Source organism: Kibdelosporangium banguiense (assembly GCF_017876405.1).
GTDB classification, from domain to species: domain Bacteria; phylum Actinomycetota; class Actinomycetes; order Mycobacteriales; family Pseudonocardiaceae; genus Kibdelosporangium; species Kibdelosporangium banguiense.
Genome location: NZ_JAGINW010000001.1, coordinates 6,515,548 through 6,542,162, shown reverse-complemented (window position 1 = coordinate 6,542,162; position 26,615 = coordinate 6,515,548). Strand labels below are relative to the sequence as shown.

Annotated in this window: 9 protein-coding genes; 2 read left to right on the top strand and 7 right to left on the bottom strand. The window is 66.9% G+C overall.

Annotated elements, in window-relative coordinates; translation table 11 throughout:
• The 3 genes from JOF56_RS30710 to JOF56_RS30700 form a co-directional block, all read right to left on the bottom strand.
• Entirely contained in the window at positions 1–15,498 is a 15,498-nt protein-coding gene (locus JOF56_RS30710) for a type I polyketide synthase (protein WP_209642955.1), read from the bottom strand.
• Between the two features lie 180 nt (positions 15,499–15,678).
• Positions 15,679–15,969 (bottom strand): PqqD family peptide modification chaperone, encoded by a 291-nt coding sequence (locus JOF56_RS30705; protein ID WP_209642954.1) that lies wholly within the window; start codon positions 15,967–15,969, stop codon positions 15,679–15,681.
• A 363-nt stretch (positions 15,970–16,332) separates the two neighbouring features.
• On the bottom strand, positions 16,333–19,071 hold the full coding sequence (locus JOF56_RS30700) for a helix-turn-helix transcriptional regulator (protein WP_209642953.1): 2,739 nt from the start codon (positions 19,069–19,071) through the stop codon (positions 16,333–16,335).
• Positions 19,072–19,469: 398 nt separating this feature from the next.
• Between JOF56_RS30700 and JOF56_RS30695 the strand changes: the two genes are divergently transcribed.
• Together JOF56_RS30695 and JOF56_RS30690 are read left to right on the top strand one after the other, a co-directional pair.
• Positions 19,470–19,982: a hypothetical protein gene (locus JOF56_RS30695; protein WP_209642952.1), complete on the top strand. Its 513-nt coding sequence runs from the start codon at positions 19,470–19,472 to the stop codon at positions 19,980–19,982.
• Positions 19,983–20,221: 239 nt separating this feature from the next.
• A complete protein-coding gene (locus JOF56_RS30690; protein ID WP_209642951.1) occupies positions 20,222–20,827 on the top strand; it encodes a response regulator transcription factor in 606 nt (201 codons plus the stop codon).
• Between the two features lie 314 nt (positions 20,828–21,141).
• Here the strand turns inward: JOF56_RS30690 and JOF56_RS60250 are convergent, their stop codons facing one another.
• The 4 genes from JOF56_RS60250 to JOF56_RS30670 all read right to left on the bottom strand — a co-directional run bounded on the left by JOF56_RS60250 (position 21,142) and on the right by JOF56_RS30670 (position 26,572).
• A complete protein-coding gene (locus JOF56_RS60250) occupies positions 21,142–22,221 on the bottom strand; it encodes a sensor histidine kinase (protein WP_209642950.1) in 1,080 nt (359 codons plus the stop codon).
• A 215-nt stretch (positions 22,222–22,436) separates the two neighbouring features.
• Positions 22,437–23,951, bottom strand: coding sequence for a SagB family peptide dehydrogenase (locus JOF56_RS60245; protein WP_209642949.1), 1,515 nt, complete (start codon positions 23,949–23,951; stop codon positions 22,437–22,439).
• Positions 23,952–24,033: 82 nt separating this feature from the next.
• The gene (locus JOF56_RS30675; protein ID WP_209642948.1) at positions 24,034–26,355 is read right to left on the bottom strand and encodes a TOMM precursor leader peptide-binding protein; all 2,322 of its coding nucleotides are present in this window, start codon (positions 26,353–26,355) and stop codon (positions 24,034–24,036) included.
• A 7-nt stretch (positions 26,356–26,362) separates the two neighbouring features.
• Complete coding sequence (locus JOF56_RS30670) at positions 26,363–26,572, bottom strand: hypothetical protein (protein ID WP_209642947.1); 210 nt, start codon at positions 26,570–26,572, stop codon at positions 26,363–26,365.
• Positions 26,573–26,615: the final 43 nt, after the last annotated feature.

Sequence of the window (26,615 nt, the reverse complement as noted above, 5' to 3'; positions counted from 1 at the left end):
CTACTCCCCGTCTTCGGGTTCGAGCACCGCGCGGACCAGGTCGTCGATCGCCATCGTCCCGATGTCCGGCGTGGGCTCGCCTGGCGGAGGCACGCTCAGATCCGCCATTTCCAGCAGCATCTGCAACATCCCGGTCTCCCGGATCTTCTCCAGCGAGATCGACGCCAGCAGAGCCCGGATCGCCGCATCGTCCAGCACAGGCATGTCCGGGGGCGTCAGTTCGGCGAGCAAGAACCCAGCAAGCGCTTGCGAGTTCGGGTAGTCGAACGTCAGCGTGGCAGGCAGTCGCAGCCCGGTCTCGGACTGCAGCCGGTTGCGCAGTTCGATCGCGGCCAGTGAATCCAGGCCCATTTCGGTGAAGCCACGGCTCGGCTCGATCATCGTCATGGTGTTGTGGCCGAGCACAGCGGCCACGTGGCTACGAACCAGATCCAGGACCATCCGGGCCCGTCCAGCCTCCGACATTCCGGCCAGATCCCGTTCCAGCGAAGGAGTTTCAACCGTGGCCGGACGACGGGTCGCGGTCTTGGCGAGGCCACGCAGCAAAGCCGGGATCTCGTCCTGCCTGGCCCGCAACGCCGGAAGGTTGATCCTGATCGGAACGAGGACGGCGTCCTGACCACGTACCGCGATGTCGAACAATTCCATACCGTCCGCAAAGGACAGTTCAGGTAGCCCCGAGCGGTTCATCCGCTGGGGGTCGATACCCGCACCGGCCGTTGTCTCCCACAATCCCCACGCCAGAGATGTCGCCGCCAGACCAGAAGCCCTGCGGTGCTCGGCGAGAGCGTCGAGGAAGACGTTGGCCGCGGCGTAGTTCGCCTGCCCAGCCGCGAGAACCATGCCACCGGCCGAGGAGTACATCACGAAAGCGGCCAGATCCAGGTTCTTCGTCAGCTCGTGCAGATGCCATGCCGCGTCGGCCTTCGCCGCCAGAACCCGGTCGACCTGCTCCTCGGTCAACGCTGTGCCCAGGCCGTTGTCCATCACGCCTGCCGCGTGCACGATCCCTGACAGCGGATGCGCGGCTGGAATCTCGGCCAGAATCTCCGCGATCGCACACCGGTCGGACATATCCGCGGCTGGAATCCAGACCTCGGCTCCCATCGCAGTCAGCTCGTCGCGCAACTCCACCGCGCCCGGCGCGTCGATGCCCCGGCGACTGGTCAGGACCAGGTGCCTGATGCCGTGCTCGGCAACAAGATGCCTGGCCACCAAGGAGCCCAGCATGCCGGTACCACCTGTGATCAGGACTGTGCCGCCAGCGATCCATGGCGATCCGTCGCCCGAGACAGAGGTCTTCACCAGTCGCGGTGCGAACGCCATACCTCGGCGGATCGCGATCTCCGGCTCACCGGAAGCGACGGCCGCGATGAGAATCCGAGCGGATTCCTCAGTCCCGTCCATGTCGACGACCGTGAACCGGCCAGGGTTCTCCGCCTGCGCGGCTCGGACAATGCCCCAGACCGGTGCCTGCCGCAGATCGACATCGTCTTCGGCCGGATCGACGACCATTGCGTGCCGGGTCACGATCGCCAGCGGTCCTGAGGCCGCTCGAATCGCAGCAAGCACTTGCGCAGCAACTGACCGAACGCCTCCGGGAACGTCACCGTCCATATCAGACTCGACAGTGAACGTCTCGATCTCTGTGGCCGTACCGAGTTCGATGGATTGCCAAGCGATCTCGTACAGCGAGTCGTGCTGGGCGGAGACCTCTCGGACGATCAGCGATTCGACCGTCGCGACCGGCTGGCCAGTCGGGTCGGCGATGGCCAACGCGATCGCATCCGGCCCGGGTTTCGAGAGCCGCACTCGCAGTGTCGAAGCGCCTGCCGCGTGCAGAGACACTCCAGCCCACGCGAACGGAAGCGCGGTCCGGTCTGCTTCGGGTCGGCCTTCGTCCAGGATCCGTTCGGCGTGCAGGGCCGCGTCCAGCAAGGCCGGGTGCAGGCCGAATGGCGTCGCATCAACGTCCGAGGGCAGGGTGATCTCGGCGAAGACGTCGTCACCACGCCGCCAAGCCGCCCTGAGTCCTTGGAATACCGGGCCGTAGCCGTACCCAAGCGCGGCCAGGTCGTCGTACATTCCGGACACATCTACGCTCTTCGCGCCCGCTGGTGGCCAGGCACGTAGGTTGAACGTCGCCTGCGGAGCCTGCGAAGTGAGCATGCCTCGCGCGTTACGCATCCACTCGTCGTCCTGCCGGGAGTAGATCGAAACCGCGTGTCGACCGGATTCCGCTGCTCCCACAACGACCTGAACCGCGACTCCACCCTCGGCCGGGATCATCAGGGGAGCCTCCTGGGTCAGCTCCTCCAGCACATCGCAGCCGACCTCGTGACCTGCTCGCAGGGCCATTTCCACGTACGCGGTACCCGGCATGATGATCTTGCCGAGGATGGCGTGGTCAGCCAGCCACGGATGGGTTTCCAGCGACAACCGGCCGGTCAGCACCAGCGATCCGGACTCGGCCGACGGCACGACGGCACTCAGCAACGGATGCTGAGCAGCCACCTGACCGTGACCTGCGGCGTCGCTGATCTCCCTGCCAGTGGGAATGTCCAGCCAGAACCGGCGCCTGTGGAAGGCATAGGTAGGCAGGTCGACACGGCGTGCGCCGCTTGCAGCGAAGTAGGCATGCCAATCGGGAGATGCGCCCGCGACCTGCATGTGTGCGAGCGCAGTGATGAGCGTCGAGGTCTCCTCACGGTTCTTGCGCATCATCGGGATCGCTGTGGAATCCGGGAGCATGCCGGACAGCACGGCATCCGGACCGAGCTCAACGAACCGGGTGACGCCGGCCTCCTGCAGGCACGACATACTGTCGGAGAACCGCACAGCCTCACGGACGTGCCGGACCCAGTACTCCGGCAAGCCCATCCCAGCCGTCAGGCCACCGGTCGAACTGGACACGATCCGAATACCAGGTTCTTGGTACGTAAGGCTTTCCGCGACTGAACGGAACTCGGCCAGCATCGGGTCCATCAACGGTGAGTGGAACGCGTGTGACACCCGAAGCCGGGTCGCCTTGCGATCCTGCCCGGCGAAATACTGGGCGAGATCCACGACGGCGTCCTCGTCACCGGAGATCACCACGCTCATCGGCGCGTTCAGCGCGGCGATGGTGACCTTTGAGGACAGTAGCGGCCGCACTTCCTCCTCTGTCGCCTGGAGCGCGACCATCGCTCCGCCGGACGGCAGGGCCTGCATCAGCCGGCCCCGGGCCGCGACCAGCTTCGCCGCGTCGGCCAGCGACCACAGCCCGACGGCGTGGGCCGCCGACAACTCGCCGATCGAATGACCGGCGACGAAGTCCGGCCGGATGCCCCACGACTCGATCAACCGGTACAGCGCCACCTCGACCGTGAACAACCCGGCCTGGGAGAACACGGTCTGGTTGAGCATCCCGTCGGACTCGCCCCAGATCACATCCTTCAACGGCAGGTCGAGATGCTTGTCCAGTTCCGCGACAACAGCGTCGAACGCCTCGGCGAAGACCGGGTACGCGGCGTACAACTCCTGGCCCATTCCCAGGCGCTGAGCACCCTGACCAGTGAAGATGAACGCGGTCAGGCCGCCGGACCGGGCGTTGCCACGGATCACGCCCGGCTTGTCCTCAGCCAGCGCGGCCAGACCGCGCAAGGCGACATCCCGGTCCTTGGCGGGAATCACCGCGCGGTGATCCAGTGCGGCACGGGAGGTGGCCAGCGAGTACGCCACGTCGAGCAAGCGCATGGCCGGGTTGGCCTCCAGGTGGGCCCGCAACCGCTCCGCCTGTACGGCCAACGCGGCCTCGTCCGCGGCCGAGATCACCAACGGCACCACCGCCGCCACGGCCGGGCTCGGGTCCACTGTGTCCGATTCCGGCGCCTGTTCGAGGATCACGTGCGCGTTCGTCCCGCTGAGCCCGAAAGACGACACCGCGGCCCGCCTGGGGTGGCCGTTCTGCCGCCACGGCCTGGGCTCGGTCAACAGCCGCACCGCGCCCGCCGACCAGTCGACCTCGGGTGACGGCTCGTCGACGTGCAGCGTCTGGGGCATCTGGCCGTTGCGGATGGCCATCACCATCTTGATCACGCCGCTCACCCCGGCCGCAGCCTGCGCGTGCCCGATGTTCGACTTGATCGACCCCAGCCACAGCGGTTCGTCCCGATCCTGGCCGTAGGTCTGCAGGAGGGCTTGCGCCTCGATCGGGTCGCCCAGTGTCGTGCCGGTGCCGTGTCCCTCGACCACGTCCACTTCGGATGGACGAAGACCGGCCACGGCCAGTGCCCGCTGGATCACCCGTTGCTGCGATGGGCCGTTCGGCGCGGTCAGGCCGTTGGAGGCGCCGTCCTGGTTGATCGCCGAGCCACGGATGACAGCCAGCACCTCGTGCCCGTTGCGCTGGGCATCGGAAAGGCGTTCCACCAGCAGCAAACCGACGCCTTCCGACCAGCCGGTACCGTCCGCCGCGGCGGCGAAGGCCTTGCATCGGCCGTCTGCGGCGAGGCCCAACTGCTGGCTGAACTCCACGAAGATCTCAGGTGTCGGCATCACGGTCACGCCGCCGGCCAGCGCCATCGTGACTTCGCCGGACCGTACCGCCTGGCACGCCATGTGCAGGGCGACAAGCGACGACGAGCACGCAGTGTCCACAGTGACCGCCGGGCCTTCCAGCCCGAGGGTGTACGCGACGCGACCCGAGGCGATACTTCCCGCACTGCCGTTGCCTAGATATCCAGCGAGATCATCCGGGATCTTTGTCAGACGAGTGCCGTAGTCGTGATACATCACGCCCGCATACACACCGGTCTGAGTACCGCGCATGCTCGTCGGATCGATCCCGGCACGTTCGAAGACCTCCCAGGAGGCCTCCAGCAACAGGCGTTGCTGCGGATCCATCGCCACGGCCTCACGCGGCGAGATCCCGAAGAACGCCGGGTCGAACTCGGCCGCGTCGTACAGGAAACCGCCGTCCCGGGCGTACGTTTTGCCTGGCAGACCGGGTTTCGGGTGGTACACACCAGTGGTGTCCCAGCCTCGGTCGGCCGGGAACGGCGACACGACGTCCCGGCCCTCGGCCACCAGCTGCCACAGGTCTTCGGGTGACCGCACACCGCCGGGGAAACGGCAGCTGATCCCGACAATCGCGATCGGGTCGTCAGCGACGGCCTCGACCGGCTTGATGTCGACGACCGTGGCACCGCCAACGAGCTGATCCCCGAGGTAGGAGGCCACCGCACGTGATGTCGGATAGTCGAAGACGAGCGTCGTGGGAAGTCTCAGCCCGCAAGCCGAGTTCAACGCGTTGCGCAGTTCGATGGCCGCGAGCGAGTCGAAACCGAGCTCCTTGAACGCCCGGTCCGGACCGATCGCGGCGCCCGACGGGTGCGCGAGCACCGCAGCGACATGGCTGGTCACGAGCTCAAGCAGGGCACGTTCCCGTTCGCCCCCGGTCATCGAGCGGAGCTTGCGGGCAAGATCGTTCCTGTTCGGGGCCGCGGCTTGAACAGTCCGGCGAACCGGCGCGCCGATCAGACCACGCAGCATGGGCGGGACGTCATCTCCCCTGGTCCGCAGCATGATCGGGTCGATCCTCAGTGGTGCCAGCATGGCTTCGTCGGTCCGCATCGCCGCGTCGAACAGCGCGAGTGCTTCTTCGGCTGAGAGCGCGGGCAGTCCGAGGCGTTGCATCCGATCGAGGTCCGCGTCCCCCAAGCCGGTGTTCACGGCCCACATTCCGAACGCCATCGCGGTGGCCGGCAGGCCCGCCGCACGCCGGTGCTGCGCCAACGCGTCCAGGAAGACATTGGCCGCGGCATAGTTCGCCTGCCCCGACGGGATCACGAGTCCGCCTGCCGAGGAGAACAGTACGAACGCCGACAGGTCGCGATCCTTGGTCAACTCGTGCAGGTACCAGGCCGCGTCGAGTTTCGGCCGCATCACCGAGTCGAGCCGGTCCGGTGTCATCGTGCTCAGCACACCAGGGTCCACAATGGCCGCAGCGTGCACGACACCGGTCAGATCCGGGATACCGGCGATCAGATCCGCAAGAGCATCACGGTTTGACACATCGCAAGCGATGACCTGTGCGCCCAGTTCGTCGGCGAGCTCGGCGGCTCCAGGCGCGGCCAGGCCACGACGACTCGTCAGCACGAGACGTTCAATCCCATGCTCGGCGACGAGATGCCTGGCGATCAAGGCGCCCAGCCCTGTCGTGCCACCGGTGATCAGCACCGTTCCAGCAGCGTCCCATGATGAAGCTGTGCCCGCGACCATGGTCCGGACCAGCCTGGGTGCTCGGATCTCGGTGCCCTGCACGAGAAGTTCCGGTTCGTCCGACGCCGCCGCGGTCAGCAGCGCCGACGTGTCCACGCCGTCCCAGTCGACCAGCCCGATCCGGCCGGGATTCTCCGCCTGCGCCGCCCGGACCAGGCCCCACACGGGGGCTTGGACGAGGTCAGGTTTCTCGCCCATCGCGTCGTGCGTCACCACGACCAGCTTTGACGATTCGAAGCACTCGCCGGCAATCCAGGTCTGCAGCAGCCGGAGTACCTCGTTGGCCACTGTCCGCACCGCGCCGGGGATGTCCCCGGCCGGAGACAGGCAGGGCGCGATCACCGCCTCCGGAACATCCTGGAGCGAGGCGAGATCCGGCACAGTCAGCACACCGAGGTCCAGACCGAGCGCGACGCAGTCGTCCGCGCTGCGGGAATTGGCGATCGGGTTCCACTCGATGTGGAACAACGACTCCTTCATGGCACCCCGGACGGCATCGAGTCGGCTCGAAACCGCCCGGGAAATCAAGGTACCGACCGACAGCACAGGCCGGCCGGTTTCGTCGGCGACCATCATCGCGGACTCCTCAGCACCGCGAATCCGGCGAACCCACACTCGCAACGCGCCCGCACCAGCAGCGTGCAGCGTCACATTGGTCCACGCGAACGGCAACAACGGCTCGGTCCCTGGGTCGACCAGGACGTCCGCGTGCATTGCCGCATCGAGCAACGCCGGGTGCAGGCCGTACTTCCCGGCCTCGGCGCGGACGTGTTCCGGCAGTTCGACTTCCGCGAACAGCTCGTCACCACGCAGCCACGCCGCACGCATTCCTTGGAACGCCGGGCCATAATCGTAACCGCGTTCCTGAAGCCGCTCGTAGGCGTGGTCCATCTCGATCGCGGTCGCGCCCGGAGGCGGCCACTCAGTCAGATCCCGTTCTGGCGCTGGTGCTCCTGCAGCCAGGAACCCAGCCGCGTGGCGTACCCACGGCTCGTTCTCCCGGCGGGAGTAGATCTTGACCGCCCGGTGTCCCGACTCATTCGCGCCAACGATCACCTGGACGATCACGCCGCCCCGCTCGGGCAACAGCAGCGGCGCCTCCAGCGTCAGCTCTTCCAGCAGGTCACAGCCGACCTGGTCACCGGCCCGGACAGCCATTTCGACCAAACCCGTGCCAGGCAACAACACCGACCCGCGCACGGCGTGATCGGCCATCCACGGCAACGCGGATGCCGAGAGCCGCCCGGACAAGATCACTTCACCGGACTCAGGCGACACAGTCGCGGCACTCAGCATCGGGTGGTTGACCGGCTCAAGCCCAGCCGAGCCCACATCGCCTGCGCCGTTGACGGCTGTGAGCCAGTAGTGCTTGTGCTGGAACGCATACGTCGGCAGGTCGATCGGCTCGCCCTTGCCGTAGAAGGCTGCCCAGTCCACTCCGATGCCGCGAGCGTGGGCAGCACCGAGTCCGGCCATCAGCTCTCGTTGCTCACCGCGGTCACGCCGTAGCAACGGAATGAAGGCAATACCGTCGTTGACGCATTCCTGCCCAAGCGCGGTCAGCACCGCGTCCGGTCCGATCTCCAGGATCGTGCTGACACCCTGCGCCGCGAGGAACCGGATCCCGTCGGCGAACCGGACTGTCTGCCGGACGTGCTCGACCCAGTACTCGGCGTGACTCACATCCGAGATCACGCCGGTCACATTGGACACAACCGGGATCGCCGGATCGGCGTAGACCAAGCGCGCCGCGACCGCCCGGAACTCGTCCAGCATCGGTTCCATCAGCACGGAGTGGAACGCGTGCGACACCCGCAACCGACTGGTCTTACGGCCCTGCAAGGAGAATCGTTTCGCGATCTCGGTGACCACCGCGTCCGTGCCGGAGATCACGACACTCATCGGCCCGTTGATCGCCGCGATGCTGGCCGCCGCGCCGCAGAGCATCGGCTCGATCTCGTCCTCGGTCGCCTGCACGGCGATCATGGCGCCACCGGACCGCAGCGCCTGCATCATCCGGCCCCGCGCGGCGACCAGTCTCGCCGCGTCGGCCAGGGAGAACACGCCGGAAACATGGGCCGCGGCGATCTCGCCGACGGAATGCCCGGCCAGGAAGTCCGGCCGCACACCCCATGACTCGACCAGCCGGTACAGCGCGACCTCGACCGCGAACAAAGCGGCCTGTGTGAACACGGTCTGGTCGAGTTGCTCCTGGTCCCGGCCCCACATCACGGCACGCAACGGCATGTCGATCTGTGTGTCCAGCTCGGCGACAGCCGCGTCGAACGCCTCGGCGAACACCGGGAAGGTGCCGTACAGCTCCTGCCCCATGCCGATGCGCTGAGCGCCTTGACCGGTGAACACGAACGCGGTCAGTCCTTCCCGGACCGAGTCCACAACAGATCCTCTACCGGAACTGACAGCTTCGAGTTCGGCCGCGAACTCCTCGCGCCGGGTACCGAGGACGACCGCCCGGTGTTCCAGAGCCGCGCGGGTGGTGGCCAGCGAACGGCCGATCCGGGCGAAGTCGGCGTCCAGCTTGGTGTCCAGATAGGAGCGCAACCGACCGGCCTGGTCAGCCAGTGCTTGCGGAGTCCGGCCGGAGATCACCCACGGCAGGATCTCCGCGTCGGGGTCGTAGCCGGGTTCGGTCACGACAGCCGGCGCCTGTTCGATGATCACGTGTGCGTTGGTGCCACTGAAGCCGTATGCCGACACACCCGCGCGGCGCGGCCGGCCGGTCTGCGGCCAGTCGATCGCATCCGTCAGCAGCCGGACATTGCCCTCAGACCAGTCGACTTGGGCTGACGGTTGTTGCGAGTGCAGCGACTTCGGCAGCAGGCCATGGGTCATCGCCTGGACCATCTTGATCACGCCGGCGACACCGGCGGCGGCCTGGGTGTGCCCCATGTTCGACTTCACCGACCCCAGCCACAACGGCTGCTCGCGGTCCTGGCCGTAGGTCGCCAGCAGTGCCTGGATCTCAATCGGGTCACCGACTTTCGTGCCGGTGCCATGCCCCTCCACAACATCCACATCGGACGTTGTCAGCCCACCTGAGGCCAGCGCACGCTGGATCACCCGTTGCTGGGAAGGGCCGTTCGGCGCGGTCAGACTGTGCGATGCACCATCGGAGTTCACAGCCGAACCGCGGACGATCGCGAGCACCTTGTGGCCGTTGCGCTGCGCGTCGGAGAGCCGCTCAAGCAGCAGCATGCCAACGCCTTCGCCCCACCCCGTGCCGTCCGCGCCGTTGCCGAACGACTTGCACCGGCCGTCAGCGGCAAGCCCGCCCCGGCGGTCCATATCGGTAAACGTGTCTACAGTGGACATAACAGTCACGCCACCGGCCAAGGCCAGCGAACAGTCGCCACGACGCAGAGCCTGTGCGGCCCAATGCATCGCGACCAGTGAGGACGAGCACGCGGTGTCCACGGTCACCGCTGGGCCTTCCAAACCGAGCGCGTAGGCAACACGGCCGGAAACTATGCTGGCGATGCTGCCGGTGCCGTGATAGCCGATGAGTTCTTCAGGCAGCGGACCGAGCCGCAGTCCCCAGTCGTGGTACATCACGCCGGCGAACACACCGGTGTCGCTGCCCCGCAACGAAAGCGGGTCGATACCGGCCCGTTCGAAGGTCTCCCACGCGATCTCCAGCAGCAGCCGCTGCTGCGGGTCCATCGCCTGGGCCTCGAGTGGCCTGATGCCGAAGAAGGCCGCGTCGAACTCGGCCGCGTCGTAGAGGAAACCACCCTCGGCACACGACATCTCCAGATCGTCGTCCCAGCCGCGGTCGGCCGGGAACGCCGAGATCACGTCCTCACCGGCGGCGACCATCTGCCAGAGATCCTCCGGCGACCGCACGTCGCCCGGATACCGGCAGGCCATACCCACGATCGCGATCGGCTCGTCGGTGCCGGCCGCCGTGGCGACCTGCTTGCTTTCGGCTGTCCCGGAGAGCTTGCTGACCAAGTGCTTGGCCAATGCGGCAGGCGTCGGGTAGTCGAAGGTCAGTGTCGCCGGCAGGCGCTGAGAAGTGGCGGTGCTGATCCGGTTGCGCAACTCCACTGACGCCAGCGAGTCGAATCCGATCTCGTTGAATGCCCTGGTCGCGCTGATCTGGCTGGAATTCTCGCGACCCAGCACGGCTGCGGCGTGCGCTCGGATCATCTCCAGCAGTTCCGGCTCCCCCATCGCCATGATTCCAGCCGATTGTTCCATGGCGCCGGCTCGCCTTGCGGGTTCCCGGACCAGGCCTCGCAACAGAGCCGGGATGCCGTCGTCACGGGCCTGCACAGCACTGGCATTGATCCGCACAGCCATCACAGTCGCGTCGTCGCAGGTCAACGCCTTGTCGAGCAGTCGCAGGTTCTCGGTGTACGACAACGGGTCCAGGCCGAGTCGTTCGACCCGCTGCAATGCGGTGGCGTCGAGCTTGGCGCCCATCCCGCTGCCGGCCCACAAACCCCAGGCGACCGAGGTGACCACCTGGCCGGACGCCTTGCGACGAGCGGCCAACGCGTCCAGGAAGGCATTCGCAGCGGCGTAGTTGCCCTGGCCGGCGCCGTCCAGGATCGTCGACATCGAGGAGTACAGCACGAACGCGGACAGCTCCCCGGTCAGCTCGTGCAGATTCCACGCCGCGTCCAGCTTCGGCCGCAGGACCGTGTCGAACTTCTCCGGGGTGAGCGAGCTGATCAGGCCGTCGTCGACGACACCAGCGGCATGCACGACCGCGTTGATGGGATGGTCCGCGAGCAGTGCCGCCACTGCCTCCCGGTCGGCCACATCGCATGCGGCCACGGTGACCTGCGGGCCCAACTCCGCAACCAGGTCGGCGGCGTCAGGGGCGGCAAGTCCACTTCGGCTGGCCAGCACAACCTGCTCGACGCCGTGCTCACGAACCAGCCTGCGCGCCAGGTGCGCGCCCAGTCCACCGGTACCGCCGGTGATCAACACCCGGCTCTCGACGGTCCACGGCAGGTCCACCGGCTGCCGGATCTCGACCTGCGCCAGCCGGGGAACGAGAATCTGCCCGTCCCGAATCGCGAGCTCAGGCTCTCCGGATGCCACGGCCGCGGCGACCGTCTCGGACAGATCGTCGACATCCACGAGCACGAACCGGCCGGGATTCTCCGCCTGCGCCGACCGCACCAGACCCGAGACCGGCGCCTGGACGAGGTCGACGTCCTCGCCAGGGCGCGTGGCGACCGCGTGCTGGGTCACCACAACGAGCCGGTTTCCCTCGGACTGCGGGTCGGCCAGCCATGCCTGCAGCATCGCCAGCACCTCGGCGGTGACCGACCGGACCGAACCCGGGATGTCCTCTTCGGACACGAGCGGGACGATGTACATCCCGAGCCCGGTCATGTCCCCGGCGACGCCCGGTCCGGGCAGTGGCGACCATTGCACGCGGTACAACGACTCGGGCCGCTCCCTCATCGTGAGTTGCCCGGCGGATACCGGGCGCAGCACGACCGAGCCGATGGAGGCCACCGGCACCCCAGCCGCGTCCGCGATGTTCACGGAGATCTCGTCGGCGCTGGTACGGCTGATCCGCACGCGGACCGAGGACGCGCGAGTCGAGTGCAGTGCGACCTGGCTCCAGGCGAACGGAACCTTCGTCTCATGCGTGTCCCCGTTGATGTCGGTCGCGTGCAGGCAGGCGTCCAGGAGTGCCGGATGCATTCCGAACAGGTCTCGGTCGATTCCATCCGGCAACGCGACCTCGGCGAACACGTCGCCACCCCGCGTCCAGGCCGCCCTTAACCCGTGGAACGCCGGGCCGTGGCCGTAGCCCTGGCCGGCAAAGTTCTCATAGAAACCCGACACGTCAATGGCCTGCGCACCCCGCGGCGGCCACTCGGCCAGGTCGAAGTCCTCGGTGACCGCCGAGCTCAGCATGCCGTCGGCGTGCCTGGTCCAGCCGGCGTCCGAGGCTTGCGGACGTGAGTAGAACTCGATAGATCGGCGCCCGCCCTCGTCCGGCCCGATCACAACCTGCAGCGCGACACCGGCCGAGTCCGCCAAGACCAGCGGCGACTCGAGCGTCAGGTCCTCCACGACACCGCAGCCGACCTCGTCCCCGGCGCGGATCGCCAGCTCGACGAAAGCCGAGCCGGGCAACAATGTCACACCCGAGATGACGTGGTCGGCCAGCCAGGGGTGCGACTTGAGCGAGACCCGCCCGGTCATCACCATGCCGTCCGATCCCGCCAGACCGACAACCGCGCCCAGCAGCGGATGCTGAACCACGACCTGGCCAAGGCCGGCGGCATCCGCGGCGGCGGCCATCGGGCTCAGCCAGAAAGTGCGGTGCTGGAAGGGATACGTCGGCAGCTCGATCCGGCGCGCGTTGAGCCCGGCATAGAACGCCTCCCAATCCAGCTGCGCGCCGCGCGCATAGGCCAGCGAGATCGCCGACAAGACTTCTCGCTGTTCGGGGCGGTCGTGCCGGAGCAACGGCGCGAACACGGCATCCTCGACGCAGGCCTGCCCCATACCCGACAGGACCGGGTCCGGGCCGATCTCCAGGAACGTCCGCACGCCCTGATCGGCCAGCCATTCGACGCCGTCCCGGAACCGGACGGCCTGCCGCACGTGCCGCACCCAGTACTCCGGCGAGCACAGGTCTTCGCTGGTCGCCAGCTTGCCGGTCACGTTCGACACCACCGCGACACGCGGCGGCGAGTACGTCAGGACCTCGGCAAGTCGCCGGAATTCGTCCAGCATCGGTTCCATCAGCGCGGAGTGGAACGCGTGCGACACCCTCAGCTGCCTGGTCTTGCGCCCCCGGCTGGCCAGTTGTGCGGCTAGAAGGAGCGTGGGTCTTCCAGCTCCGGAGATCACTACTGAATCCGGGCCGTTGATCGCGGCGATGCTCACCCCGGCGGGCAGCAGTGGGGTGATCTCTTGTTCGGTCGCTTGCACCGCGACCATCACGCCACCCGCAGGCAACTCCTGCATGAGCCGGCCACGAGCGGCGACAAGCATCGCTGCATCCTCAATGGACAGAACACCCGCGGCGTGAGCGGCGGCCAGTTCACCGATCGAGTGGCCGGCAAGGAAGTCCGGCTTGATCCCCCACGACTCGATCAGCCGGTACAGCGCGACCTCGACGGCGAACAACGCCGCCTGGGCGTACATCGTCTGGTCGAGCAACTCCATGTTCTCAGTACAGAAGAGGACGTCCCAGAGCGACCGATCGAGCTGGAGGTCAAGGTAGCCAATGGCCTCGTCCAGCGCTTGGGCGAACACCGGGTAGGCGCCGTACAGTTCGCGGCCCATCCCGATCCGCTGACTGCCCTGACCGGTGAACAACAACGCCAGCCGGCCACCGTTGGCCGATCCTTTGATGACGCCTGGCCCATCCACCGCCTTCAGGCCGCGGACCAGATCGATCCGATCCGTTGCGATGATCACCGCGCGCTCATGCAACGCGGCCCGGGTCGTGGCCAGCGAGTAGCCGAGATCAGTGAGCGGGGTTTCGTCGTCCACAACAGACAGGATCCGCTCGGCCTGCGCCCGCAGGGCCTGCTCGGACTTGGCGGAGATCACGTACGGCAACATCGCTGGTATCGAGGCACCGGCCGACTCCACGACCGGAGGTTCTTCGATGATCACGTGTGCGTTGGTCCCGCTGACGCCGAATCCGGAGATGCCCGCCCGGCGTGGCCGGTCACCGCGCTGCCACGGCACGGCTTCGGTCAGCAGTTCGACCTTGCCCGCCGACCAGTCGATGTTCGGCGACGGCCGGTCCACGTTCAGCGTCGCGGGCAACGACTCGTGCCGCATCGCCATGATCATCTTGATGATGCCCGCGGCACCGGCGGCGGCCTGGGTGTGGCCGAGGTTCGACTTCACCGATCCCAGCCGGAGCGGTGTCTCACGCTCCTGGCCATAAGTCGCCAGGATCGCTTGCGCCTCAACGGGGTCGCCGAGTCTGGTGCCTGTCCCGTGCGCCTCCACCACGTCGACCTGATCGGGCGTGAGGCCGCCGATCGCCAGCGCGGTGCGGATCAACCGGCGCTGCGCCGACCCGCTGGGCGCGGTCAGGCCGTTGGAGGCACCGTCCTGGTTGATCGCCGAACTGCGGATGATCGCGAGCACCGGGTGGCCGTTGCGTTGCGCGTCCGAGAGCCGCTCGACCACCAGCAACGCCGCGCCTTCGGCGAAACTCGTGCCGTCGGCTCCTGCTGCGAACGCCTTGACCTTGCCGTCGGGCGCGAGGCCGCGCTGCCGGCTGAACTCGGTCCAGAGCCCCGGGCTGCCCAAGATGGTCACGCCACCGGCGAGAGCCAGCGTGCATTCCCCACGCCGCAACGATTCGGCGGCGAGGTGCAACGAGACCAACGAGCTGGAGCATGCCGTGTCGACGGTCAGCGCCGGTCCTTCCAGACCCAGGAAGTACGCGACGCGGCCGGAGGCAATGCTCAACGATGTCCCGGTCAGGACGTAACCGTCGAGGCCTTCGGGCACGTCACTGGTCCGGACGCCGTACTCGTTCGTGCCCGCGCCGACGAACACACCAGCCTGGCTGCCCCGCAGCGAAGCCGGGTCGATACCCGCTCGTTCGAGTGCTTCCCAGGCGGTTTCCAGCAGCAGGCGTTGCTGCGGGTCCATCGCGAGCGCCTCGCGCGGCCTGATGGTGAAGAATTCGGCGTCGAACTGGGTCGCGTCGGTGAGGAACCCGCCCTGCCGGGTGTAACTCGTGCCGGCCGTTTCCGGGTCGTCGTCGAACAGGGAGTCCAGATCCCACCCACGATCGGCCGGGAAACCGCTGATCGCCGAGCGTTGCTGACACACCAGATCCCAGAGGTCGTCCGGGGAGGCGATCCCACCGGGAAATCGGCAGCCGATGCCGACGATCGCGATCGGTTCATCCACTATGGACTGATTTGTGCCCGGCGTGTTCCCGGTATGGCCGAGCACCTCGGCGCGCAGATGGTCGGCCAGCAGGGCCGGGCTGGGATAGTCGAACGCGATCGTGACGGGCAGGCTCAGCCCGAGCGCCGCGTTGAGCCGGGCGTGCAACTCCACCAGGCCGAGGGAATCCAGCCCGAGTTGTTTGAACGACTGACCCGGCTCCACCCCGGCGACCGGGCCGGGGCGCACTGTTCTCAGTACCGCCAGGGTTTCGGCGCGCACGGCGTCGAGCACCACCCGGGTCTGCTCCGCGGCGGGCAACCCCGCGAGCCGGTCCGCCAATTCTTCGGTGAAGTCTCCGGGCTTGGCCATGTGCGCACTCCAAATATCCCGCGGGCACTCACCTGGAAAGGTATGGCCGGCCGGGCAGGGCCTGTACCCCTATCAACCCCGACCGGCCATGAGACAGGCAGAGACCGGATATCTTCACGATCCCTGCCTGAGCTACTCACCTGCCACTGACGGTGAACGCGGAAACAATCGTGCGCATTCCTAAAAGCGTTGTCCAAGCAGCCCGGCGTCACACAGCTCGGCCACCAGGATATCCAGATCGGCACGCATGTTCTCGTCGTCGACCTGCCACGCGGACGCCAGTGCACCGGCCGCGGCCTCAACCCGCCAATCGTTCTGGCACAACGCGATCCACATCGCGGCGGCCGCAGGCTCACACCGCACGACGTCGCCGCCGAGCCGGGAGGACAACTCCAGCCGGCCGTCGGGAAGCACGGCCGCATCAACCCAGGGTTCCGGACGGAAAGGCACTTGCTCTGCCAAGCGGTCCACGGCACTGCTCCCCTCGCTTGCGCGATGTCTCCCACATTCATCGACGGCCCATGAATTGCTACCGCCCAAGCGTAGCAAACCCATAAACGAATGTATAGGACTTCCGTATAAGATCTTGTCGGGCGCGCAAAAATCCGGCGGCCCGCACCTCGGGATCACCGAGGCACAGACCGCCGGATAATCCGCCGGGCGGGGGTTGCCGGCGGAGGTTCGCTGATTCTTCTCATACACTTTTTGTCATCGCGCTCTCCAGATGGGCGGAGATTTCCCGGATGACAGTCATGAGCCGATTACAGCCGCATGGCCACCTTGATCACCACACGACTCAACCCCTATGACAGGCCCGGCCACCCCTGTTCGGCGTCACTCGAAGGTCGACAAGGTGCTTTGCTGGGCACCTGTCACCGGCACCCGGCTGAGCAACAGTCCGACCGGCAGGTCCGCGCGGCTGCCGACGTTCAGCTTCCGGTACACCCGCGTCAGATGCTGTTCGACCGTGCTCACGGTGATGTAGAGCATCCGGCCGATCTCCCGGTTGCTGTAGCCACGCGCCGCCAGAGTCGCGACCCTGCGCTCCGCACCGCTCAGCGGGGGCACGCCGTCACCCTCGATCCGCTGTTCCTTCATCTCGTACGAACCGCCGTGCGACAACAGCTTCGACAGCGGCTCAGCACGACAAGCCTTGGCCTCGGCGGCTGCCCTGCGGGCGTGCATCCTGGCCCGGCTGAACTCTCCCAACTCCTGGTGCGCCTCGCTCAGGTCGATCAGCGCGCGGGCCAGCTCGAGCCGGTCCCCGCAGTTGTGCAGATCCTCGATCGCCTCCATCAGCAGCTGAGGGCGTTGCCTCAGTTCGCTCGTGGCGGCGAGCACACGCAATGACGTTCCGCGCGTGCGGGAACTGATCATCCGGGGCCTCTCCAGCTGACGCGTGACCAGGTCACGTGCGACCTTGCGTTGGTCCAACCGGAGATACGCCTGCGCGAGATCGGTGTGCGCGGGGACAAGCGAGGGCACGTCGATGTTCCATTCCCGCATCTGCCGGTCGCACGTCTGGAAGTCGTCCAGCGCGGCCAGGGCACGTCCCGTGGCCAGGTAGTAGTGCCCGCGCGCGTGCAGGTAACGGAGTCCGATCACGGTCTGGAACATCCGGTCGGGCACGAACTGCTTGAGCACGTCGGCTGCGGCTTCAGGACGTCCCATCGCTGTGTACGCCAGCAACAGCGTGGCTCTCGGCAGTCCGATAAGGACGCCCCACCCCTCGGCGGGCAGCAGGGACAACGCCAGTACCGATCGGGATTCGGCAAGTGCCAGATCCCCTTGCCGGAGCGCGATGTCGGCCCGTACCGCACCGAGAAGCGCTTGCCAGGTCGGCGCGTTGCGTCGTTCGGCCTCCTCGGCCAACGCGTCACACCAGAACGCGGCCTTGTCCGGCTTGTCGGCGAACGCCAGCGCGAGCAGGGCCGCGGCCACGACCTCCAGTGTCGTGTCGCCGAGATGGCAGCTCTGCAGAATGTGCTCGGCGCTGCCGGAGACGTCCTCCGACCTGCCTTTGATCATCAGCCCGCTCAGTTTGGCCGCCACCTGGACCCACGGGTTGCCAGGCGGCACACCCGTCCGGTCGTTGGACGGCAGCGCCTGCTGCGAGCCGTACAGCCATTCGAACACCAGCCGCAGCTCAGCCGCGACCTGCACGTCGGATTCGCACGCGGCGAGCGCGGTCACGACCGTGGTTTTGTCGCCGCGCCAAAGGGCGTGCCGGGCCAGGGTGACGGCGTCCCTGCCCGCCAACGTACCCTCCTGCAGCGCGTCGTCCAGCGGCTTGAGGTGCAGGGCCGCGGCCGCAGGGTTGACCCGCCATTCCACGCGGGCCAACGCCTTCGTGATGGCCAACCGGTCTGTATCGCTGGTGGTGTCTCGTAGCGCCAGACGGAGACACTGCGCGGCCCACGCGACATCGTCGTCGGCCAGCGCGCGCTCTGACGCCTCACGCAGAAGCTTGATCGCCCACACCTCACCGGCCGCGTCCGCCGACACCAGGTGGCGCGCGATCTCAATGGCGCCAACGCCTTGCTGGTGCAGCAGAGCCGCAGCGTGCTGGTGCAGCCGGGACCGTTCGTCGGGCGGGAGACTGTCGAGAACGGTCGCCGCCGCGGCCGGGTGCCGGAATTTGTAACCGTCGAAGACGCCTGCGACCGTGAGCACCTCAAGCGACGGCATGACCTCGTCGACGGTCTCACCTATGAGTTGCCCTACCAATACAGGCGTGACGTGCTCGTCAAGCACGGCCGCTGCGCTCGCGACGCCGAACAACTGCGGCTCGGTTCGATGCAGGCACGTCAGCACGGCCTGCCCGTAGGCGGTCCCCGGCATGAGTTCATCGCCGGCCAGATCGTCCAGAAGAGCGTTGACAAGCAACGGATTCCCGCCGCTGAGGTCGAAGCAGGCGACCGCGAGCCGGGATGCCGGCACGCTTTCCAGACGGCTCATGAGCAACTCGGTGACACCGTCCGGGGACAATGTCGTCAGCCGGACCTGTTCGTGCTGCTGGCGCGTGATCTCGGCCCGGAACGACGGCCACGCGCGCCGGCGCTGCTCCCAGCCGGACAGGATCAGCAGGATCGGCGCGGTGGCCATTCTGCGCCGCAGGTACAACAGCACCCGCAGCGACGCGCCGTCGACGAACTGGACGTCGTCGATCGCGATCACGACTGGGCGCGTCCTGGCGACTTCGAGTACAGCCGTGCACATGTCACGCACCACATGGGCGTCGAGCGGGCCGACCACGGCCGGGTCCGGGTCGATCCCGTCCCAGCCGATCGCGTCCACAGTAGACATGGCGGGCCGCGGCACGTCCGGGAACGCCGAGCCGTACAGAATCTGGCACATCACGCCCAGCTGCAGGGACTGCTCGGCACGTGAGCCGGCGGCCGACAGCACCAGCGCGCCTGCGCGCCCCGCACGGTCGGCGAACTCACGCAACAACTCGGTCTTGCCCGTGGCCAGGCCGCCGGTGACCAGAGCGACCCGGCCCTGCCCCGTGGCGCTCTGGTCCAGCAACCGCTCCAATGCGCCCAACGGGCCATTTCGCTCGACTAACACCATCCCCACAGCCTTTCGTCTGACCACCGATCCGGGATCACGTGTCAGACGCGAGACGGCAACCGGTCTTCCCCGCTCGTCGGCGTCACGGCTGGCGACGTACCCGGCTCTGGTAGAAAATTGTTCAGCGGTGACCGGGCCACTTTCCAGTGCCACCCTCATCAACCTGCACATGCGCTTGTCACTGACCCGTATGAATAACAGCGGGACCAACCAGGTATTTTTCACATATCGCGTGGACGGTGTTTCACGCGCACTTCGTGACGTGCCGACTGGCCGATGCCCGCGAAACTGCCGTATACCTTTGTTTTCTGCAGTCGCGGCCGTCCGGCGCGAGCAGGGCGGCCACCCCATGTGGAATGGAGCAACCGTGCGAATGCCGCCCCGGCTGGAGGAAGACGATGAACGCCGCGGTAAAACTGGATCTGTTACGTGAACTGACCCGTGCGCGCACCCGTTACGAGGAGCGATTCGGCTGGCCGGTCACCATCGAGGTCGACCCCGGACGCCTGGTGATGCGCGTCGGCGACGCCGTGGACGCGGTCGTGATGCCCCGTCTGCTTGGCCGCCTTGTCCTCACTGACCTGCGGATCGCCCTGCTGGCTGGTCCGGTGCTTGCCGACACGACCGGGCAGTGGTGGATGTTTCTGACCCGGCCGGCCGAGCCGGACGCACCGAAGCACCGAACCGAACTTCGGTGCCTGGAAGTCCATCTTGTGCCCGCCGGATCCCGCGTTGTGGTGCCGCGCGAATTCGACGCGAAAAATGGGTGTCCGTGGATTGAACAACCCCGCAGTTTGCCGCACTTGCCGCCTTGGCCCGCGGTGATCGCCACCGTCCGGCGAGCGGCCGCGATTCCGGCCCCGCGCAGCGCCGAACCCGCCCCGGCGATGAGGATCGGCTACGCCCGCTGACCGACCCGGTTACGCCGGATGCCGCACACTTCGGTGATATGCGCGATTCGAAACGACGTGTTTTCGCCTAATTGCTTCTCCACTCGGTGTCATCATCCGAATACAGTGTGTTCCAATGACTTCGGCAGGCGGCATCAGATCGCCATTGTTTTCCCCTAATAGCCGATCCGAATGAGCACCGAAACCCCTATGATCACGGGTGGGAGAACAGGCTGCGCCGAAGAGGGAAGGGGCCAGCGATGATCAGGGTGATAATCGCCGAGGACATGCACATGGTCCGCGGCGCACTCGTGGCGTTGCTCAACGTCGAACCGGACATCGAAGTAGTGGCGGAAATGTCGTCCGGCGACGAGATCCTGCCCGCCGCACACAAGTGGCGACCGGACGTGGCCCTGCTGGACATAGACCTGCCAGGCAAGGACGGCCTGACCGCGGCGGCGGAGATCCGCGCGGCCCTGCCGGAGGTGCGCACCCTGATCCTGACCGGCCTGGGCCGCCCCGGCACATTACGGCGCGCGTTATCGGCCCACGTCAGCGGCTTCATGCTCAAGGACGCCCCCGCCAGCGAGCTCGCCGACGCCATCCGCAGCGTCGCCGCCGGCCGCCGAGTCGTCGACAGCCAGCTCGCCCTCGCCGCCTGGGACAGCACCGACTGCCCGCTGACCACTCGCGAAAGCGAAGTCCTTCGGTTGGCAGCCCACGGCGCCGACGCCTCGGAGATCGCAGCCAAGCTGTACCTGTCAGTGGGAACCGTCCGCAACTACCTGACGACCATCGCAGGCAAACTCAACGCCCGCAACCGAGTCGACGCGATCCGCATCGCCACCGAAGCCGGCTGGCTCTGACCGGTCCCGTACTCCCCTCCCCTCCTCCGTACAGGCCTCTGCCCTTGGGCTGGTGTTGGTGCTGTGATTGTTTTTGAATGCCCTGCCGGGCGGGCAAACCTCCCTCAGATGAGGACACTCAGAGCACACTTCTGTTGCGCTGACGCGCTTTGGCTTTCTCGGGCGCTGACCGGGGCCAGGGTTCGCGACCGGGGGCGCTGACCGGGCACGCCGGACTTCACTTCAGCAGTCGGGACACCGAAACCTGGCACTCGGCAGTCAGCACCTGACGTCGCGAGGTCGGCCAACTCTGGAACGCACTGGGCCGCGGTGGGTCAGGAGACTACTCGCAGGGGTGGGTTCAGGTCGTCGTCGTTGTCGCTTTTGGTTGGGTGCTGGTCGAACAGCGGTAGTACTGCGTGGAGGCGGAATCTGTTCTTTTCCTGGAGTTCTGTGATCAGTTCGCCGCCCAGTTCGGCTACTCGGGCGGAGAGGTTGTGGATTCCGCTGCCGCCTGGGCCTCCGCCCGTTCTTGAGTCGACTGGGTCGTTGGGGACTCCGTCGTTGATTATCTCGATGGTCACCGCGCCGCCGAGTTGGGTCACCGAGATTTCGCAGAATTCGGCTTTGCTGTGGCGCAGCAGGTTTGTGATGCCCTCGCGTAGCACTGTGGCCAGGACTGTGGTCACTCGGACTGGCAGGTCGTTGTAGTTGACCGCCATTTGGACGTGGACGTCCGCCGCGGCCAGGACCGAACGTGCCGACACGCACTCCTCGTCGAGTGACATCTCTCGGTAGCCGCTGGCGACCGCTCGCACGTCGGCCAGGGCCTGCCTGGAAATCTGTAGGATTTCCACTAGTTCCTCGCGGGCTCTCGCCGGGTGTTTGATGACCAGGCGGTGGGTCAGCTCGCTCTTCAGCGTGATCGCCGACAGGTTGTAGCCCAGTAGGTCGTGCAGGTCACGGGCGAATCTCAGGCGCTCGCGGGCCACTGCCATCTTGGCCAATTCCTCGCGGGCCGAATGCAGTTCCGTCACCAGGGTCGACAACCAGGTCAGGCCGTAGACCAACAGGCCCGTCAGTGTTGTGGACAGCGATATGTAGAGCACCGCTTCGAACTGGGGGAAAAACAGCCACTGGGTGAATGCCATGCTGGCCACCACCAGGGCCGCCGCGATCCAGCCATAGGGTGGCCGCAGTACCATCAGCACGCTGCCCGCGAAGAATCCGGGCAGGCCGATCCAGGAATCTTCGAACTGGAGCAACGGCAGGTACACCAGGCAGGCCTGGGCGAACAGCGCCGCATAGCGCAACGCGGGCGACAACTGGTCGGCACGACGCGAAGTCCACAAAATCTGCAACGACAGCAGCACGACCATGTAGAGCGCCGAGAGCAGCACAGCACCAGTGCTCACACCCGATGAGAGAACACGGGTAAAGGCGAGCACCGCTATACAACTAAAGACCGTGACGACGACTAACCTTGCCACCTTCGGGGCGAGTGTGGAGTTGACGGATAAGTCGTTACCGTCCGAGTCTGGGCTCATTCTCCCCCCAGCGTCATCACGCTCTCGGCATGCTAAGAGGGTACACGTTCACCTGCACGGATCGTGCTTGCAGCAAGCTGCAGTCAGGGATCTTGCCTGGTGCTGTTGTGCTCGGGTATGGCGTCAGGGCGCAGGCCCACCACGAACCCGCCGACGGTGACTTCGGCGGGCCACTGCAGCAGGAACGCGCTGTCGGCGACCTCGATATCGCCGACGGAAAGCGCGCACGGCGCGAGTCCCATCGCTGTCGCCACAAGGTAGAGCGTCTGCTGCAGTACGCCGACGTGCCGGAGGGTCGTGGCGTACGCGATCCCGTTGTACATCCAAGACAAGCGTCCCATCCGTGCGGTCATGGTGATCAGCGCAGGCGGCCGTTGCATTGAACCTGTTGCCACCTTTGCATCATCCAGCAACTCGCCGACCTTGTCGGCCGAAGTATCGATGAGAGTCAGCGCGTGCCCGAGCGGGTCATAGTGGTATATGCCCCTCGGCAGATCCGCGCACCGGTCGATGGTCAGATACAACTCCAGTTCGTGCAGGCTGGCACTACTGGGATACGGCCGGTCGGACACCGCATAACTGACTCCGCCGCCGTCTGCCGGCCGCACCGAACGAATCCGGGCGGCCCGGAACAACAGCTCGCCCAGACGCTGGGATGTCAACGGACGGCGGGCGAACTTCCGAAACGACCGGCGGCTCTCAATCACTTCGGTGAACGACGGATCAGCCGCCGCGATTTCCGCGAGAACCGGTTTGTAAAGGGGGTAGCGCTGGCCTTCCGGTAATGGTTTCACCGCGGGCGGCGGCGGGACCTTGTCGCCGCGTGGGTAGACCGCGCCGCGTGGGTCCTCGTGCCGGCTGAGTCTGCTGCGCGAGTGGAACAGCAGATCGCTGTGCGACCAGACCATCAGGCCGGGGTCGGTGTCCTCGGCGAACCGGGCCGACGGCACGGTGCTCTCGCCTTCGCTGAACACGATCATCCCGACCGCGGCGACGTACATGACGATGTCGGCGACGAGCGATTCCGCCACGTCCAACGCCGGCGCCAGATCCGCGACCGTAGTCGCCTTGCCGAGCGACCCGACCACGCGGGTGGCCAGCGAACGGTGGAACACCACGCGGTGGCGGGCCAGCGGGGACTCGAGCACGACTTCGCCGTCGCTCGCCCGCATCGCGGCGAACCGCGACAGCCGCACCGGGTGGTCGGGGTCGATCACCGGCAGCTCGAAGCTGGCCTGCCGGGAGATCGGCACCGCCGACAGCAGCGGGCCACCCATGTCGGCCAGGCCCAGCGAATGCACCACACAGCTGTCGAGTTTCTCCAGCACACCACGGACATGGCCGTACTCCGGATCGTCCTCCACCGGCCGCTGGTTGTTGCCCTGCCGTGGTGGCAGAAGGTTCTCCAGCGACACCGGGCCCAGGCTCATCCGGTAGAGCCATTCGCGGACCACCGGGCTCGGGTCCTCGATCTCGATGTCGCCCCACCGGGTGAACACCAGCAGCTGATCCTCCGAGCCGCTTTCCACCAGCGCGTCCTCACGCAGGGACCACAGCCGGATCCGGTCCGGCTCACCGGTAGCAGGCTTGAACTGCACGCTGAACTCCCCGTCGAGGCTGTCGCGGTCGTCGTGTGGTGCGCTCTCCCCCTTCCGGCTTTCCCGCCTGCCCATGAACCTGTCAGATGAACAGCGGGATCGGGTTGAGATCGGCGTACTCAGTTGGACGCGGCAGCCATCCCAGCGCCACCGGCACGTCGAACAGCCGGCCCGGGCCGAAGCGGGCCCAGAAGCTGCGCATCCCCGGCACCACGACCTTGACCACCGGCAGCCCGATGTCCGGCCGGGTCTGGTCCAGCACAAGCACTTCCAGCCCGAGCGACTCCACACGGCGGCGTACGGTCTCGACGTCGTCAAGCAGGTCCGTTGTGGGCTCGTAGCCGTAGTCCTCGGGCACCCGCGCCCGGATCGTGCGGTCTGGCAGGAGATACGGCTGGTTGGCGATGGTCGCGGTCTGCCACCACTCCACCGGTTCGCGTTCCGCCCAGCCGTAACGGCCTTCCGGCCCGTCGACCACGACCGGCATGAGCTGGTTCATCTCGGTCAACGCGCGGCGCAACGCCACCCGCGGATCCAGGTGTGCCCCGAACCCGAACATGATGTCCTCGCATCCGCCGTCGGTCCGCCGCGAGAGGGCGACCATGGTGGGCAGCTTCGAGTCGGCGGTCACGTCGAGCACCCAGACCTCCCGGTTGAGCCCCGCGTACACGGCTTTCAGCTCGTCGATCCACTGGTCGCCGAAGGCCGTGAGGTCCACTTGCGGCCTGGTGACGCGGTTGTACCACCACATCGCCACCGAGTCACGCTCGACGAGTTCCAGCATTCCTTGCAGGACAGCGTCTTCCAGGCTGCTGCCGGCCGCGTTGCCGTTCGAGTCGGCGTACAGCGAGACCGAACCGGACTCCGGCGGCGCGCCGTAGTACAGCATCGCGGTGGGCAGCAACCGGTGCCGTTCGTGTGTCAGCGACCATACGGGTGTCCAATCGACGACCGCGTTGTCGTCAAAGGGATCGGGTACGTGCTGGAATGGCGAGTGCGCGGCGTTCCACGCCGAGCGCCCCGGGTATTGGCGTTGGTCGAACAGCTGGCAGGTGGACGGATGAACGGCTTGGTCCCGCAAGGACTTGTAGCTGCCGCGCACCCGTTCCTCGTCGCCGTGGAAGAACCCGGAATGCCGCTCGAGTGCCTCGCACATCGCGCTCACCTTGCCGTGCAACGGGGTGACGCCCTTGCCACCGTTCTCCGCACGCGGCGCGGCGTGCGGGCTGAACAGGTTGCGGCTCACCGCGACGTTGTGGCCGGCCCGGAACGAGTTGAAGAACGACGGGCCGCGTTCGTGCTGGGTGATCTCCTTGATCACGCCCGTGACCGGGCTGATCAGGTGTTCGTAGCGGTCGTAGACCCGTTGCGGCGGAAGCGAACGGTGTCCTCCCGCGTTGTCCGACGATTTCGGCTGGGATTCCAGCACGACCGGGCGCCGGGCCTGCGTACGCATGTGCGTCGGGTTGCCGCACAGGGCGCACTGCGGGCGACGGCGGAACTCATGGTGCCGGCCGGTCAGATCGAGACTGTCGAACGTCCACACCCCGCGCTGGCCCGCATACCGGTATCCGGCAAGCCATTTGGTGACCTCGAGGGCCATCATGTGGGTGGCCATCGTGTCCAGCGCGGGCAACGAGGCCACCGGCCGTGCGGCCGGGCCCACACGCCCGAGCGCGGCCTGGACGTGTGCCTCGGCGTCCCGGTGGGCCCACAACCGGGTGGCCAGGCAGTGCCAGCAACCGAGGTCGGGAACGTCGAACACCGGGCCGAGCCAGACCTGCGCGCCGACGAGCTTGGCCAGCAGCCAGGGCCGCCGCGCCGCTCGGTGCACGGCGTCGATGTCGGCCAGGTCCGGCGACAGGTAGTCGTCACACAGCACGACCGACAGATCGGCTGGATCGTCGGTCGCCAACGCGAAACCGTCGCGGCTGTCGTTGTCGCGGGGTTGCGGGCCGACCTGGACGGTCAGGCCCGCTTCCCGCAGCGCGGCCAGGGCTGGGACCGGGTCGGTGCTCCCGGTCGCGATCACCTGGACGCGTCTGCCGGCGGTACTGGCGACCGCCGTGGTGGCGTCCGTACCGGCCGCCTCCCAGTAAGCCCTGGCGCGCTCGTCCGCCCCGGTCGCCGGGGGTGGGCCCAGGGTCAGCAGTCCGGCCTCGTCCAGCCGGGCGATGAACCTTCCGACCTGCTCCGGTGCCACACCGGAGGGCACGTCACGAAGCAGGGCCGGAAGATCGCGGGTGTTGTCCAGCAGGGGCGCCAGGGTCTCCGCGTCCGACCCCTTCAGCGCCGTGACACCGCGCTCGGAGAAAAGGTATACGGCTTCGCCCTTGATCACTTCCACGCGCAGGTGGCGTTTGAATCCGACCACCCGGCCCGCCGGGACACCCGGTTCGGTCATCGCTGTGTCATCTCCCCTGTACCACGACGAGGTTGAAGGTCTGGGTGGAGAAACCCGCGATGCAGTCCTTGGGGTTCTGCCATTGGTCCAGCTCGTCGATCACCAGGTCGGTGCCTTCGGGCGAATGCAGGTCCAGCTCCGCGAACAACGCATCGAGGGTGTCGGCGAGAGTGGTCGCGGTGTTCAGGGCAGCGGTGTTGTTCAGGGTGGCGATCACAATGTCCCCTATCTCAGGATTCCCCGCTCAATGGCGATGGAAA

Excerpts from the sequence above, each read along its gene's own strand:
- JOF56_RS30710 (WP_209642955.1), bottom strand. The coding sequence starts at position 15,498 with ATGGCCAAGCCCGGAGACTTCACCGAAGAATTGGCGGACCGGCTCGCG.
- JOF56_RS30700 (WP_209642953.1), bottom strand. The coding sequence starts at position 19,071 with ATGGTGTTAGTCGAGCGAAATGGCCCGTTGGGCGCATTGGAGCGGTTG.
- JOF56_RS30695 (WP_209642952.1), top strand. The coding sequence starts at position 19,470 with ATGAACGCCGCGGTAAAACTGGATCTGTTACGTGAACTGACCCGTGCG.
- JOF56_RS30690 (WP_209642951.1), top strand. The coding sequence starts at position 20,222 with ATGATCAGGGTGATAATCGCCGAGGACATGCACATGGTCCGCGGCGCA.
- JOF56_RS30675 (WP_209642948.1), bottom strand. The coding sequence starts at position 26,355 with ATGACCGAACCGGGTGTCCCGGCGGGCCGGGTGGTCGGATTCAAACGC.